Raw genomic sequence first — 14,300 nt, forward strand, 5'->3', positions numbered from 1 at the left:
GTCACATCGCACCCCCCCGAAATCCGGTATAACGGGTCTACCGTTCCGCTCGCCGACCTCGCCGTTTCGGAGTGCCCCATGACGACGCAGATGCGTGACCGCCTCGACGAGATGCGCCAAGCCGGCCGGGTCGGCGGCCTGCACGCCGTCGCGGCGGTTCGCGGTGGCCGGACCCTGCTGGAGTACTACGGGACCGGCGAGGACTTCTCCTGGGGCGACTCGTTGGGCGTCGTCGAGTTCGGATCCGAGACGCTGCACGACATCCGGTCAGTCACCAAAAGCGTGACCGCGCTGTTGTACGGCATCGCGCTCGGCGAAGGGCTCGTCCCGTCGCCCGCCGAACCGCTGCTGCGGCATTTTCCCAAGTACCCTGATCTCGCGGCCGACCCCCAGCGGGCCCGGCTCACCATCGAGCACGCGCTGACGATGTCGCTGGGCCTGGAATGGCGCGAAGATCTCCCGTACAACAGCCCGGCCAATGCCGAAATCGCGATGGAACTGGCGCCGGACCGGTTCCGGTACATCCTGGAGCGACCGATCCTCGAGCCGCCCGGCGCCCAATGGAATTACTGCGGCGGTGCCACCGCCCTGCTCGGTCAGCTGATCGCCGACGGCACCGGGCAGTTGCTGCCGCAGTACGGGCAGGCCGCGCTGTTCGCGCCGCTGGGCATCGAGCGCTTCGAGTGGATCACCGGCGCGGATGGCGTGGCCTCCGCCGCGTCCGGGCTGCGACTCACACCCCGCGACCTGGCCAGAATCGGCGAGCTGGTGCTGGCCGAGGGAGCCTGGGAGGGGCAGCGGATCGTCCCGGCCGACTGGATTCGCACGATGCTGCAGCCACGTCTCAAGACCGCCTGGGGCGCGCAGTACGGCTACCACTGGTACATCGAATCCATCGCCGGCCACCGGCTGGTGGCCGGCATGGGCAACGGCGGCCAGCGCCTGTTCATCCTGCCCGACCTGGACCTCGTCGTGGCCGTCACGGCCGGCAACTACGACGGCCCTGATCAGTGGCGCACCCCGCTCGCCGTGCTGGAGCACGTCATCCTCCCCGAACTGGCCTGACGGCCGGGCCGGTGCTCGTCACGCCTTCGCCGCATGATGCGGCGGTGGCGGGGCATATGCCGCCGACGTAGCAGGCCGCTGATCCAGGGGGATCTCATGTCGCAGCTGCTCGTCACGTCGTACGGCGATCCGCGCGAGTCCGTATCGCTGGAACGGGTGTCGCATCCGGTGCTGGGGTCCGACGACATCCTGGTCGAGATGGAGGCCGCGCCCGTCAACCCGTCCGACTTCCTGCTCGTCCGGGGTGACTACGGGGTGCGGCCGCCGCTGCCGAGCCCGCTCGGCGGCGAGGGAGTCGGGCGGGTGATCGACGCGGGCGGCGGCGCGGGCCGGGAGCTGGTCGGGCGGAGGGTCGTCATCCTGCCCAACTACGAACAGGGCACCTGGGCGGAGCAGGTGGCAACGTCGTACCGCAACGTCGTGCCGATCCGCGAGGACGGCGACCGGCTGCAGCTCGCCATGCTGCCGATCAACCCGGCGACCGCGTACCTGTTGCTGCACAAGTTCGCCAAGCTCGCTCCCGGCGACTGGGTCGGCCTGAACGCCGCCAACTCCGCCGTCGGCCTGTGCATCATCGCCCTCGCCCGGCTGCAGGGCCTCAAGACACTCAACGTCGTGCGGCGCGAGGCCGCGGCCCGGACGGTGCGTGACGCCGGCGGAGACCGCGTGATCGTCGCCGGGGACGACCTGCCCGCGCAGATCGCCGACGCGCTGGACGGTGCGGAGCTCGGCCTGGCGCTGGATGCCACGGCCGGCCCGGTCGTCGCCGACCTCGCGGCGGCGCTGCGGTTCCGGGGCACGATCGTCAGCTACGCCTACGTGACCGACGCGCCCCCGGCGGTCCGCGCGCACGACATCATCTTCAAAGAGGTGACGCACACCGGGTTCTGGCTGCTCAACTGGCTGCGCCACGCCCCACGCACCGAGATCGAACAGACGTACCACGCGCTCAACGACCTCGTCGTCAGCGGCGAGCTGACCGTCCCGATCGACGCGACCTACCGCCTGGACGACTACCACCGGGCGATCGAACACGCGATGACGCCGGGGCGCAGCGGAAAGGTCCTGTTCACGTTCGCCTGACGCCGTGCTCGCGCGGTGAGGCCGAGATCCTGAACCGCCGGCCGGGGTTCGGGCCGGGCGTGGCCGTGATCCGCAGCGGGCGTTGCGGGTTCGCCGGCGCGAGGCGCAGCCGCCGGACCAGCATCGCGATCGTGGCCACCGCCAGCACCTGGGTCATGCCGGCGCCGAGGCAGGTGTGGCCGCCGACCGAGAACGGCGCGTAGACCGCCGCCGCGGCCCCGGAGCCACGACGCTCGCCGCGGCCGATGACCTGTCGGGACCGCTCGACGCGGACATCGCCGATTCTTGTCGTACCCTCCGCATAGTCTCGGTTCGTGACTGTGCACACCCTGTCCCGCACCGACGCCCGCCGCCTTGCCGTGCGGGCCCAACTGCTGGACGCCTACCGTCCGAGCGGGATGTTCGACGTTGTGCGCCGGTTGACGTTCCTGCAGAACGATCCGACCGCGGCCGTCGCGCCCAACGCCGACCTGGTCCTGTGGAGCCGTCTCGGCTCCGGCTACTCCCCGGCGCAGCTGCGCGACGCCGTCGACGAGCAGGCCCTGCTGGAGCTGCGCGGCCTGATCCGGCCGCCGGAGGACCTCGCGCTGTATCGGGCGGAGATGGCCGAGTGGCCGGGGCGTCCGCCGCTGCGTGATTGGCAGGAGGGCGTGCAGGGCTGGGTGGAGGCCAACAACGGCTGCCGGCTGGACATCCTCGCCCGGCTCCGCGCCGACGGGCCGCTGCCCGCGCGTGAGCTGCCGGACACGTGCGTGATCCCGTGGCGCTCCTCCGGCTGGACGAACGATCGCAACGTCCAGAGGATGATCGATTTCCTCGTGCAGCGCGGCGAGGTCGCGGCCGCCGGTGGGCGCGGCGCCCATCGGCTGTGGGACCTCGCCGAGCGGGTTTACCCGGACGACGTGGTGCCCTACGAGGACGCGGTGCGGATCCGTGACGAGCGCCGGCTGCGTTCGCTGGGCATCGCGCGCGCCCGTGCCGCGGAGAACCCGGTCGAGCCGCTTGACGTCCGCAGCGCGGGCGAGCCGGCGGTGGTCGAGGGCGTGAAGGGCGAATGGCGGGTCGACCCGGAGCTGCTGGACCGGACCTTCACCGGCCGCGCCGCGTTGCTGTCCCCGCTGGACCGGCTCGTGTACGACCGCAAGCGGATGACCGAGCTGTTCGAGTACGACTACCAGCTGGAGATGTACAAGCCGGCCGCCAAGCGCCGCTGGGGCTACTGGGCGCTCCCGATCCTGTACGGCGACCGGCTGGTCGGCAAGCTCGACGCCACCGCCGACCGCAAGGCCGGCGTGCTCCGGGTGGACGCCATCCACCAGGACGTTCCGTTCAGCAAGGCGATGACCGCGGCAGTACGGCACGAGATCAACGACCTGGCGGACTGGCTCAATCTGACTCCGGCCCTGCCGGCCCGCGTCTGATGGGAAGGGGCCGGCGCCGTAGGGCGCCGGCCCCTCGGGAGGGTTCAGATCAGCCGGTGAAGGTGGCCGTGATCTGGGTGAACTGCCAGTTGTTCTGGGAGATGCCGCTGCAGTTGGAGACGACGCCGCCGCCGGGGCAGGGCCGGTCGCGGTTGACCGACCAGAACGCCAGGCGGGCGAGGTGGTTGTTCTGGGCGTAGTCGCGGATCTGCTGCCATTGGGCGGGGGAGGTGTTCTCCTGCTGGTCGGACAGGCCGTTCATGCCGGAGATACCCATGTGGCGGTAGGCAGTGGCGTCGTCCCAGCCGAAGGACGACTTGAGCATCGTCTTGAGGCCTTCGGAGGCGTTGACGGTGCTCTGGTACATGTTGGCGCCGCCGCCGAAGTCGAAGGGCATGATGGTGAAGACGTCGATGCCCGCGTTGGTGGAGGCGGCGCGGCTGATGAGCTGCTGGGCGTAGTAGCCGGGGCCGGTGGTGGCGGTGCCGAAGGTGACGATGACCTTCAGTGCCGGGTTGTTCTGCTTGACGATCTTGAGGGCGTCGACGATGCGGTTGCGGACGGTGTCGTTCTCGAACTCGTCGGTGTTTTCGATGTCGATGTCGATGGCTTTGAGGCCGTAGGCGTTGATCACGGACTGGTAGGCGCCGGCGAGGGCGGCGGGGGTGGAGCAGTTGGGGCCGAGCTTGTTGCCGCTCCAGCCGCCGAAGGACGGGACGATGTCGCCGCCGCCGGCGCGGATCTGGCTGATGGCGGTGGCGTCGACGCCGCCGGTGAGGGGCCGGCTGCCGTCCCAGGCGGCGGAGCAGCCGCCGCCGGAGAGGACGAAGGCCATGGTGAACCATTTGATGCCGGTGGCGGACTGGACGGTCTGCGGGTTGGGCGGGTCGCCCCAGCCCATGTAGAGGTAGGGTGCCGCGGCGCCGCCGGACGGGGGCGGGTTGGTGCCGCCGGTGGTGGTGGCGGTGACGCTGTTCGAGGCGCCCGACTCGCCCTGGGCGTTGTAGGCCTTGACCGTGTAGGTGTGCGTGGAGCCGGCGGCCAGGCCGGAGACGGTGGCGGAGGTCGCGGTGACCGTGGCGCGCACGGTCGTGCCCTCATAGACCCGATATCCGGTGACGGTACCGCTGGAAGCGTTCCACGCCAGCGTGAAGCTCGTGTTCGTCGTCGCGGTCACCCGCAGGTTCGACGGCGCGGACGGAACACCCGACGGCGTGGTCGGCGGCGGCGTGGTCGGGCCGCCACCTCCGGTGCACGCGCCGAGGTCTTTCCACAGCGACGGCGTGGTGGAGGGGGTCCAGCCGGTGCCCGGGTAGGCGGTGTGCGTCTGCAGGGCCTGGTACGTGTGACCCTGGTACGTGACCTGGGTGCCGACGGTGTAGGTGTTGCCTTCTGCCCAGGCCGGGGCGGTGCAGGCGGCCTGGGCGGCGTTGGTGGCGGCCTCCGCCTGGAGCATGGGCACGAGAGCCAAGGTCGTCACGATTGTCAGTGCCGCGCCCGCTGCTAGGGCCCATGTACGACGTCGAGATCTCATTGAACTCCTCACCATCGATGGACGATGGTGAGGAAGGCTATCAGTTAACATTATTAAATGTAAGAGTCCACAACCTTAGGTGCGCTGTAACAATCCGGCGAGCGGCGGAGCGTCACCCTCCCGCCACTGGACGCCGCCGCGACGACGTTCGCCGTTGGTGCGCCTCGCGGCCGGGGTAACCCTGGCCGGCGCGGACGTGGGCCGGGTCATCCGCGGCGCGCGGGCGCACGCCGGCGTCGGAGCATTCGGTCGAATCAGGCCGAGCCGCTGCCGTACGGGCGCGTAAGGATCTCCAGGTTGTGCCCGTTCGGGTCGTCGAAGTACACACCGCGACCGGCGTCGCGGTGGTTGATCTGCTGCGGCTCGTGGTGGTGGGGATCGGCGTAGTAGGCGACTCCGGCCTCCTTGATCCGGCCGAAAATGGCGTCGAAGTCGTTGTCCGAGACTAGAAACGCATAGTGCTGAGAGGTGATGGGCTCACCGCCGGTATCGACGAAGTCCAGGGTGACGCCATTGCTCACCTCGACCGGGATGAACGGGCCGAAGCGAGGCCCCACCGGCAACCCCAGCATCGTCGCCAGGAACTTGGCGGACGTCTCCTTGTCGCGGGCCGCGACAATCGTGTGATTGAGCTGTACGGACATCGCAATGCCTCCCGACTCGTGCGCTACCTGACGCGATGGCTACCCGGCCACACCCGGAGCATGCGAATTGGGCTGGGCCGGTGGATCGCCGCGACGGGCTGAGCCGTTTGCGCGCTGTCGCCTTCCGAGACCTGCCCGACAGCTTGGTCTACCGGCCGTTCCGCGACCTCGGGCGAAGGGGCCCCTGGCGTTCGTGTCGCATGATGATTCGCGTGGGGAAGCACGGGTGGTCGGACGGCAAGGTCGACATCGCCACCATGCGGTTCCTCATCGGTGCCGGCCTCGTGGTGCTCCCATTGCTTCTGGTGGCTGGCGTGGCCGTTGCCCGGCGCAGCTCCCCGACGACGAGCCGTCACCAGCGCCCGACGCCCCCTGAGACCTTAAGTCAGCAGCTCAGGACCTTAATTCAGGTCGTATATTGACTTGCCTCAGGGTGTCGGCATAGCCTCCGGGAGATCTGTTAACTTCCTTGACAGATCCGACCTCTGCCGTCACAACGCGGTCGGCCGGGGACTGCTCCCGCCTGACACGCGGACCACCCCCAACCCACGGTCCGGTGCGGGCGCCGCCCAGAAAGGGAGCCGCACGTGACACCCTCAACCACCACCCGACGCCGGTCGCGGCGGCGTATCGGGTTCGCCGTCGCCGCGACGGCCGTCACCGTCATCGGCGTGGCCGCCGCCGGCATGACCGCCGCCTCGGCCGCCGCCAGCGGGCCGATCACCGGATTCGGCGGCAAATGCGTCGACGTCGCCGGCGCCAACCCCGCCAACGGCACCGCCGTACAACTGTGGACCTGCAACGGCACCAACGCCCAGACCTGGACCGTCGCCAACACCGACAACAGCATCCAGGCACTCGGCAAATGCCTCGACGTCACCGCCGCCAGCACCGCCGACGGCGCCAAAGTCCAGCTCTACGACTGCAACGGCACCGGCGCACAAAAATGGACCGCCACCAACGGCCAGCTCATCAACACCAACTCCGGCAAATGCCTCGACGCCACCGGCGTCAGCTCCGCCGACGGCACCCGCCTGCAAATCTGGACCTGCGGCGGCGGCGCCAACCAGAAATGGACCCTCCCCGGCAGCGGCCCCACCAACCCACCCACCAGCACCCCACCGACCACCAACCCGCCCGGCCCGGGCGTCATGGCGGCGGCGCCGTACCTCTACGAGGGCTGGGGCAACCCGCCGAACCCGACGACGGTCATGAACGCGACCGGCGTCCGGTGGTTCACGATGGCGTTCATGCTCAACAACGGCAACTGCAACCCGCTGTGGGACGGCGGTCGCAGCCTGACCGGCGGGGTTGACCAGTCCACGATCAACACCATCCGAGCCAACGGCGGCGACGTCGTCATCTCGTTCGGCGGCGCATCGGGCCCGTGGTTGGAGCACTACTGCACGAGCGCCACCGCGCTCGCCGCCGCCTACCAGAAGGTCATCTCGACGTACAACCTCAAGGCCATCGACATCGACATCGAGGGCACCCCGTACAACAACGCGACCGACCAGCAGAAGACCGTCGACGCGTTGAAGATCATCAAGGCGAACAACCCGGGCATCGTCGAGTACATCACCCTGGGCAGCGGCACCACCGGACCGGACGCCTCGCTGATCAACCGGGCGGCCGCGGCCGGGCTCGTGGTCGACGGCTGGGGCATCATGACGTTCGACTGGGGCAACTCGACCGGCAACCAGGGCGTGCTCACCACCCAGGCGGCCGACGGCCTCAAGAACCGCCTCAAGACCGCCTACGGCTGGAACGACGACACCGCGTACCGCCACGTCGGCATCTCGTCGATGAACGGCATTACCGACGAGGGCGCCCGCGTGACCGTGGCCGACTTCCAGACGATCCTGGCGTACGCACAGCAGCACCACATCGCGCGCTTCACGTACTGGTCGCAGAACCGCGACCGGCCGTGCCCCGGCGCGTACCCCAACGACGACACCTGCAGCGGCGTCAGCCAGAACGCGTGGGACTTCACCCGCGTGGTCGCGCAGTACAAGGGATAAGCGAAAGGGACACGAAACGAACGATGGTTGCCCCCGCGGCGGGGCAACCATCGCCTCTCGTCGCCCATTCAGCATGGCACCTTCGCGACGATGACGACCCCGCCGGCCGGGATTTCGGCATCCATACCTACGATCGACACGGCACCCGATCGCGCCGTAGCGGTCCGACTGGCAAGGACGTTATCCGCTTCCGGCTGCGGTCATCGCCCGGCGGTAGCTGGGTGGCGTCGGCGGCGTCCATTCGAGGACGTCGCGCGGCCAATGCTGAAGCCGGGCACCCGCTTCGTACGTGGTCTGGGCGAAGTCGAGGATCGCCCGGCGCGGATCGTCCGCCCGCCGGACGTCGTCGTAGCTCAGTACGAACTCGCCGAGCCCGTTGTCGAAGGACGCCGATGCGGGGCTGACCGGCTGGCTGCGAACTCCCGGCGGCTCCGGATAGGTGTAGGAGTAGAAGACCGGCTGCTCGACGCGCGTGCCGTTGAGCCAGGTGCCGCCGGGCCAGAAGCCGAGCGAGCTCTGTTCGGCGGTGTAACTGAACCGGGTGATCGTGTCGGCGCCCGGCGGCGGCTCGGTCGGCCGGCCGGAGTAGCGGGTCGTGGCGAGGTCGAATGAGCCCCAGTAGAACTGCACCGGGCTGGCCTTGCCGGTGAAGAGGGCCCGGAACTCGTCGAAAACCCCCTCGACCTGGCACAGAATGTGCCAGTAGCGCTCCGCCTGGGCCGGGTCATATGTCGAATGCACGGTGTCCTCGTCGAACGGAATCGGATCCGGTACCTCCACCGGCACGGTCCAGATCGGCACGTGCAGCCCCAGATCGTCCAGCGCCGCCATCGTGTCGGTGTAGAAGTCGCGCACGGACCCGCCCAAGCCGATGCTGCGCCGCTCACCGCCCTCGGCGTCGATGTGCAGCGCATGGTCGAGGAAATCGAATTCCATTTCGAAGGTACGGGCACCATGCGGGATGGCCGCAGTCCGCAAACCCCTGGCCGAAAGCTCCAGCGCGACCTGCCACCAGTGGTTCGTCATCGGCCGTAGCGCCAGCGAGATCTTTCCGATGATCTGGGTGTACATGTGCAGCGTGTCGTATGTGGGCTCCCACTCGGTGACCGGAAGGGCCGCCCAACGCCCCTGCTCACTGGTCATCTCCGACCTCCCCGGCATGCGGCATCGGCTCCTGGCATCGGACAAGGCAGCGCTGCCCGAAACGGACCCGATCATGCGCCGGCCATGACCCGATGTGACGAGGTTGAGCGCGGTTCGCCGTAGTGACGTTCAGTCGTCGCTCAACAGGGGCCGCAACAGGCGGATGAGCTGCGCCGCCGTCTGGTCGTCGACCTGCCCGTCCTTGCGCAGCTGGTCGATCGTGCGCTGCAGCTCCTGCGCGGACTTGCGCACCTTGCCGCGGCCGGCGTTCTGGCGCAGGTCGTCGACCTTCTCGCGCAGCTTGTCCGCGGCCTTGGCGTCGATCGTGCCCGCGGCGATCGCGTCGGCGATCGTGGCCTCGAGCCGGTCCGCGATCTCCTGCGGGGTGGTGGCGGCCGGCAGCGGGGACGCCGTCGTGGCGGGCGGCCCCGACGAGCCGGCCTGGGTCGTCTGGCTCGGCTGACCCGACGGGGCGCCGGACCCGGCCGACTGGGCGGTTTGGTCCGGGGGACGGGACAGCAGCATCGCGGTCACCACGGCCAGGGCGACGCCAAGCACCACCACGGCGCCGACCAGCGCGGCGAGCACCGGCCGGGGCAGGTGCCTCTCCGCCACACCGTCGGGCTCGACATCGAAGCCGAGCTCAGCGGGCGCGACCGTGGTGGCCGGGTGCGGCAGCGGCGCGGACCCGACGGCATAGCCGGCCCGGGCGCCCTGCGCCGAGGACGGCGGGGCGTGTGTTGCCGGCGGCGGGGCGCCCACGACGGTCGGAAGGGCGGTCGTGACCGGTGGCTGCCGGCCGGCCGCCGCGGCCAGTCCCCGCGCCGCGTCCTCCGCGGTCGGCCGCTGGGCCGGATCGGCGGACAGGCAGTCCATGCACAGCCGCCGCACCTGCCGGGGCAGGCCCGGCACGTCCAGCGGCGGCGCCGGTGCCCCCTCGGCCGCCGCCCGGTGCGCCTCGGCCGCCTCCTGCCAGGTCAGCGCCTTGACGGGCCGCCGCCCGGTCAGCGCCTCGTACAGCAGCACGCCCAGCGCATAGACGTCGCTCTCGGGCGCCGCCGCGCCCGGCTGGAGCCGCTCCGGTGCCGCGTACGCGGGGGTGCCGACCAGCCGGTCGCCGTCAGCGGCCGACTCGCCCCCGCCGAGCGCGGCGATGCCGAAGTCGAGGATCTTGGCGCCCGCGGCGGTCAGCATCACGTTGCCGGGCTTGATGTCACGGTGCACCACGCCGACGCGATGGGCGGCGGCCAGCGCCGCGGCGACCTCGGCGGCCACCGCGGTCGCCTCCGGCCACGGCAGCGGCCCCTGCCGCAGCCGATCGGCGAGGCTCTGCCCCTCGACGAGCTCCATCACCAGGTACGCCACCGTGGTGCCGTTCGGCAGCGCGGCCTCGCCGTAGTCGTACACCTGCGTCACGTGCGGATGGGCCAGGCGCGCCGCGGCGCGCGCCTCCGTCCAGGTCGCGGCGCGCAGCAGCGGGTCCATGGCCAGGGGCGCGGTGAGCATCTTCACCGCCACCGCGCGGCCCAGCACCTCGTCCTCCGCCCGCCACACCTCCGACATCCCGCCCGTGCCGATCCGCTCACGCAGCGCGAACCGGTCGTGCACGCGCATCCCGGCGGTCCACACCGACGCGGGCCCGCGCCGGCTCGACTCATCCGACCACGACACCATTGACCTAACTGTTGGGGAACATCTGCGTCGGCCGCGCCTGACTCGCGCCGACGCACACCAACCGTGTAAGGAGCGGAACACGGGCCCCGCTGCGTTACGCGCACCAGACCGGCCTTCACCAGCCGGTACACGTGGTAGTACACCCGCTGGGAACGTTCGCGAACCCCGGCCCCCGGACCGTCCGTGCTGGGTGATCAGCTGCGCCACTGTCGCCAGAGTTTGGCGTACGGGCCGTCGTGCGTGATCAGGTCGTCGTGGGTACCCAACTCGATGATCCGGCCCGCGTCCATGACCGCGATCCGGTCCGCGTCGTGGGCCGTCTGCAGGCGGTGGGCGATGGCGATCACCGTGCGGTTGTGCAGCACGGCGGCCAGCGACCGCTCCGCCACGCGGGCCGCGCGCGGGTCCAGCAGGGCGGTCGCTTCGTCGAGGATCACCGTGTGCGGGTCGGCCAGCAGTACCCGGGCCAGTGCGAGCTGCTGCGCCTGGGCACCGGTCAGCGGGTGCTCGCCGAGGTCGGCGTCCAGGTCCTGGGCCCAATCCGCGCCGACCGCGCGGAGCGCCTCGGCCAGGCGGTCGTCCGGCGCCGGCACCATGAGGTTGTCCCGGAGCGTCTCGCGGAAGACGTGGTGTTCCTGTGTCACCAGGGCCACCTGCCGGCGTAGCAGGTCCGGCGGAAGTTCGGCCACCGCGACGCCGCCGACGGTGACCGTGCCGGTGTGCGGACGGTCCACGCCGGCCAGGAGCCGGCCCAGGGTGGACTTGCCGGCCCCGGAAAGGCCGACGATCGCCAGCCGTTCGCCGGGCTGGACCGTGAGATCCACGTCGTGCAGCACGTCCGGGCCGCCGGGGTAGGCGTAGCAGACGCCTTTCACCTCGATACGGTCGGTTACCGGGACGGCCGTGACCGTCGCCGGGGCGGCCGGCACGGTGGCCAGCCCCTCGACCCGGGCGAACGATGCGGTGCTGCTCTGCAGCTGCTCCAGCCAGATCAGGATGGTGTCCATCGGCCCGATCAGCTGACGCAGATACAGGGCGGCCGCGACGACCGTGCCGAGCGTGATCCGCCCGTCGCGGTAGAGCAGGCCGCCGACCAGGAGCACCAGGACGACCGGGATGTTGTACGAGCCTTCGGCCGCCGGGAAGTACACCGACCTCAGCCGCAGGGTGGCCAGCCGGCTGCGCCTGGTCCGGGCGATCGCGGCCCGGCCCACCGCCAGCCGGGATCGATGCAGGCGGAAGGCCTCGATGGTGCGCGCCCCGGCGGTGGTCGCCGCCAGCTCCTCCGCCAGTTCGGAGTTCGCGGCGCCCTCCTCCAGGTACGCGCTGCGGGCCCGTCGCAGGTACCAGCGGCCGGCGACCACGATGCCGGACAGCCCGAGGAGGCTGGCGATACCGAGCAGCGGGTCGATCACGAGCACCGCCGCGAGCAGGAGCACCAGATGGACGCCGGCCACGAACGCGCCCGGCAGCACATCGCGCAGCGTGCCGGCGACCGCGTCCACATCGGTCGTACCGCGGGCGGCCAGGTCGCCCGGCGGCACCCGCTCGATCACCGAGGCGGGCAGGTTCAGCGCGCGGCTCAGGAAGCCGATCCGGATGCGGGCCGCGGTGCGCTCGCCGAACCGGTATCCGAGCAGCAACGCCCACCGCGCGAGCAGCGTCTGGGCCAGTGCGCACAGCAGCACGGCGCCGGCCAGCAGGTCGATGCGGGCGGCGGCGCCGGGCCCGGTGACCGCGTCGATGATCCGGCCCAGCAGGTACGGCGCGCCCAGGGCGGCCACCGCGGCCAGCACGTTCAGCATCAGTACGGCGGCCGCGGCCCACTTGTCGGCGGCGATCAGCCGGCCGGCCGCCCGGGCGACCTGACGGGTGTCCGCGATCGGCAGCGTCGACGTGCTCACGACGCCTCCTGCGCCGCGGTGAACGTCCGGCTCACCAGGTCGCGGTACCCGGGCTCGCGTTCCAGCAGCTCGCGATGCGTTCCGGAGGCGGCGACCCGGCCGTCCACGAGGTACATCACGACGTCGGCCCGGTCCAGCAGCACCGGCGAGGTCGTGGACAGCAGGGTGCCCCGTCCGCTGCGGGCCGCGGTCAGCCGCTCGGCGATGGCCGCCTCGGTGTGCGCGTCCACGGCCGAGGTCGGCTCGGCCGCGAGCAGCATCTCCGGGTCGGCGGCCAGCGCCCGGGCCAACCGGATCCGTTGTCGCTGGCCGCCGGAGAGGTTTCGGCCGTCGCGTTCGATGCGGTGGTCGAGCCCGCCGATGTCGGTCGCCATCGCGGACCTGATGGCCTGCCGGACCGCGTCGTCGCCGACGTCGGTACGGCCCGCGACCACGTCCCGCAGCGCCCCGGCGAACAGGTCCGCCTCGTGGTCGGCCACCAGAATCCGCTCGCGTACCGCCGGTTTGGCAACGTCGGCGATCCTGTACGGGCCCCAGGTGGCGGCGGTCTCCCCGTACCGGCCGAGCCGGTCGATGATCGCGGCCGCATCGCCGGGGCGCCTCGAGACCAGCATGGTCAGCCGGCCCGGTTCGGCGACGACGCCGGACTCCGGGTCGCGCAACGTCGCCGGGCCGCGCGGGGCCGCGCCAGTGCCCGGCTCCTCGACGGGCAACCGCAGGAATGCGATGATCCGCCGGGCGGCGATCACCCCGCGGCTGACATCGCCGGCGCTGAAGATGAGCATCCAGGTGGGCACGACGAGGATCGCCACGTACCCGTACACCGCAACCAGTTCGCCTGCGGTGAGATCGCCGCGGACCGCCAGACGCGCAGCCAGCCAGGTGACCCCGGCCAGAAAGATCGTCGGAAGGCCGTCGCCCAGCGCGGTGATCCAGCTCAGCGCCCCGCCCATCCGGTAGCCCTCAGCCCGGACGCCGTCCGACTGGGCGGCGAACCGGCGCAGGTGGGCCTCCTTGCCGCCCAGGCCGTTGAGGATGCGCAGCCCACCGAGCACGTCGACCAGCCGTGCGGCGAGCTGACCCTGCCGCTCCCGGTACTCGCCGCCGGCGGTGTTGAGCCGGTGCAGCAGCGGCCCGAGCACCATCGCCAGCACCACAACCCCGGCCGCGACCACCAACGCGATCATCCCCGACACCCGCACGAGCATGGTCATCACGACCGCATAGGCGACGACCGCGCCAGCGCCCGGCCCCATCACGTTGAGCGCCCGCGCGACCAGCCACACGTCCCCGATGCCGATGGTGACCACCTCACCCGCGGTGATCCGCCGGGGAAGCGCGGCACCCAGCTCCACCCCATGGGCCATGACCGCGTCAGCCGTGCGCAGCGCACCGTCCAGCCGGATTTTCGTCATCGTCCGGTGCCGCAGGATGCCGAGCACCGCGTTCGCCACACCCACGACGAAGATCGCGCCGGCCCAGGCGACCAGAGGGCCGGCCTGCCGCGGGCGCAGCCCCCGATCGATGGCCTGGGAAATCAGGTACGGCGTGACCGCCAGACTGATCATCCAGAGCGAACTCCACAGCGCGCCGAGGGCGATCCGTCGTTTCTGCTGCCACGCCAGCCAACCCAGATAACGTCCCGGCCCCCGTGTCCGCATCCGCTCATCATCGCCGATGAGTACCCGCGGCCGAACTCGTTAAATTTCACGGCGGTATGACGGTGCAGTAGCGTCGGCCGGGTGGAGATCATGGTGCTGCCCGCAGCTGGTGAGCCTGCGCGCCGTCAGCGCACCGCGTAGCGCAGGTGC

11 protein-coding genes are annotated in these 14,300 nt (G+C 70.9%); 4 read left to right on the plus strand and 7 right to left on the minus strand.

Annotated elements, in window-relative coordinates; genetic code table 11:
* The first annotated feature begins 78 nt into the window (after positions 1-78).
* Positions 79-1,065, plus strand: coding sequence for a serine hydrolase domain-containing protein (locus ACQEVU_RS17750; RefSeq protein ID WP_433324775.1), 987 nt, complete (start codon positions 79-81; stop codon positions 1,063-1,065).
* A 96-nt stretch (positions 1,066-1,161) separates the two neighbouring features.
* On the plus strand, positions 1,162-2,148 hold the full coding sequence (locus tag ACQEVU_RS17755; protein WP_433324777.1) for a zinc-dependent alcohol dehydrogenase family protein: 987 nt from the start codon (positions 1,162-1,164) through the stop codon (positions 2,146-2,148).
* Here the strand turns inward: ACQEVU_RS17755 and ACQEVU_RS17760 are convergent.
* The gene (locus ACQEVU_RS17760; protein ID WP_433324779.1) at positions 2,135-2,305 is read right to left on the minus strand and encodes a hypothetical protein; all 171 of its coding nucleotides are present in this window, start codon (positions 2,303-2,305) and stop codon (positions 2,135-2,137) included. The genes ACQEVU_RS17755 and ACQEVU_RS17760 overlap by 14 nt on opposite strands.
* Before the next feature lie 157 nt (positions 2,306-2,462).
* On the opposite strand from ACQEVU_RS17760, the gene ACQEVU_RS17765 reads away from it, so the two are divergent.
* Complete coding sequence (locus ACQEVU_RS17765) at positions 2,463-3,569, plus strand: DNA glycosylase AlkZ-like family protein (protein ID WP_433324781.1); 1,107 nt, start codon at positions 2,463-2,465, stop codon at positions 3,567-3,569.
* Positions 3,570-3,618: 49 nt separating this feature from the next.
* On the opposite strand, the gene ACQEVU_RS17770 is transcribed toward ACQEVU_RS17765, so the two are convergent.
* Both ACQEVU_RS17770 and ACQEVU_RS17775 read right to left on the minus strand, forming a co-directional pair.
* Positions 3,619-5,049 (minus strand): carbohydrate-binding protein, encoded by a 1,431-nt coding sequence (locus tag ACQEVU_RS17770; RefSeq protein WP_433324783.1) that lies wholly within the window; start codon positions 5,047-5,049, stop codon positions 3,619-3,621.
* Positions 5,050-5,357: 308 nt separating this feature from the next.
* On the minus strand, positions 5,358-5,747 hold the full coding sequence (locus ACQEVU_RS17775) for a VOC family protein (RefSeq protein WP_433324785.1): 390 nt from the start codon (positions 5,745-5,747) through the stop codon (positions 5,358-5,360).
* A 587-nt stretch (positions 5,748-6,334) separates the two neighbouring features.
* On the opposite strand from ACQEVU_RS17775, the gene ACQEVU_RS17780 reads away from it, so the two are divergent.
* Positions 6,335-7,768 carry a ricin-type beta-trefoil lectin domain protein gene (locus ACQEVU_RS17780; RefSeq protein WP_433324787.1) on the plus strand — a complete coding sequence of 478 codons (1,434 nt, stop codon included), beginning with the start codon at positions 6,335-6,337 and terminating at the stop codon, positions 7,766-7,768.
* Between the two features lie 180 nt (positions 7,769-7,948).
* On the opposite strand, the gene ACQEVU_RS17785 is transcribed toward ACQEVU_RS17780, so the two are convergent.
* The 4 genes from ACQEVU_RS17785 to ACQEVU_RS17800 form a co-directional block, all read right to left on the minus strand.
* On the minus strand, positions 7,949-8,986 hold the full coding sequence (locus tag ACQEVU_RS17785; protein WP_433324789.1) for a DUF5996 family protein: 1,038 nt from the start codon (positions 8,984-8,986) through the stop codon (positions 7,949-7,951).
* 54 nt (positions 8,987-9,040) lie between these two features.
* On the minus strand, positions 9,041-10,585 hold the full coding sequence (locus tag ACQEVU_RS17790) for a serine/threonine-protein kinase (RefSeq protein ID WP_433324791.1): 1,545 nt from the start codon (positions 10,583-10,585) through the stop codon (positions 9,041-9,043).
* 194 nt (positions 10,586-10,779) lie between these two features.
* Entirely contained in the window at positions 10,780-12,489 is a 1,710-nt protein-coding gene (locus ACQEVU_RS17795; RefSeq protein WP_433324793.1) for an ABC transporter ATP-binding protein, read from the minus strand.
* A complete protein-coding gene (locus ACQEVU_RS17800; protein WP_433324795.1) occupies positions 12,486-14,057 on the minus strand; it encodes an ABC transporter transmembrane domain-containing protein in 1,572 nt (523 codons plus the stop codon). The genes ACQEVU_RS17795 and ACQEVU_RS17800 overlap by 4 nt, the downstream gene beginning before the upstream one ends.
* Positions 14,058-14,300: the final 243 nt, after the last annotated feature.

Source organism: Dactylosporangium sp. CA-139066, from assembly GCF_050936175.1.
GTDB lineage: Bacteria > Actinomycetota > Actinomycetes > Mycobacteriales > Micromonosporaceae > Dactylosporangium.

Excerpts from the sequence above, each read along its gene's own strand:
- ACQEVU_RS17750 (WP_433324775.1), top strand. The coding sequence starts at position 79 with ATGACGACGCAGATGCGTGACCGCCTCGACGAGATGCGCCAAGCCGGC.
- ACQEVU_RS17775 (WP_433324785.1), bottom strand. The coding sequence starts at position 5,747 with ATGTCCGTACAGCTCAATCACACGATTGTCGCGGCCCGCGACAAGGAG.
- ACQEVU_RS17790 (WP_433324791.1), bottom strand. The coding sequence starts at position 10,585 with ATGGTGTCGTGGTCGGATGAGTCGAGCCGGCGCGGGCCCGCGTCGGTG.
- ACQEVU_RS17760 (WP_433324779.1), bottom strand. The coding sequence starts at position 2,305 with ATGACCCAGGTGCTGGCGGTGGCCACGATCGCGATGCTGGTCCGGCGG.
- ACQEVU_RS17755 (WP_433324777.1), top strand. The coding sequence starts at position 1,162 with ATGTCGCAGCTGCTCGTCACGTCGTACGGCGATCCGCGCGAGTCCGTA.
- ACQEVU_RS17785 (WP_433324789.1), bottom strand. The coding sequence starts at position 8,986 with ATGATCGGGTCCGTTTCGGGCAGCGCTGCCTTGTCCGATGCCAGGAGC.
- ACQEVU_RS17800 (WP_433324795.1), bottom strand. The coding sequence starts at position 14,057 with ATGATCAGTCTGGCGGTCACGCCGTACCTGATTTCCCAGGCCATCGAT.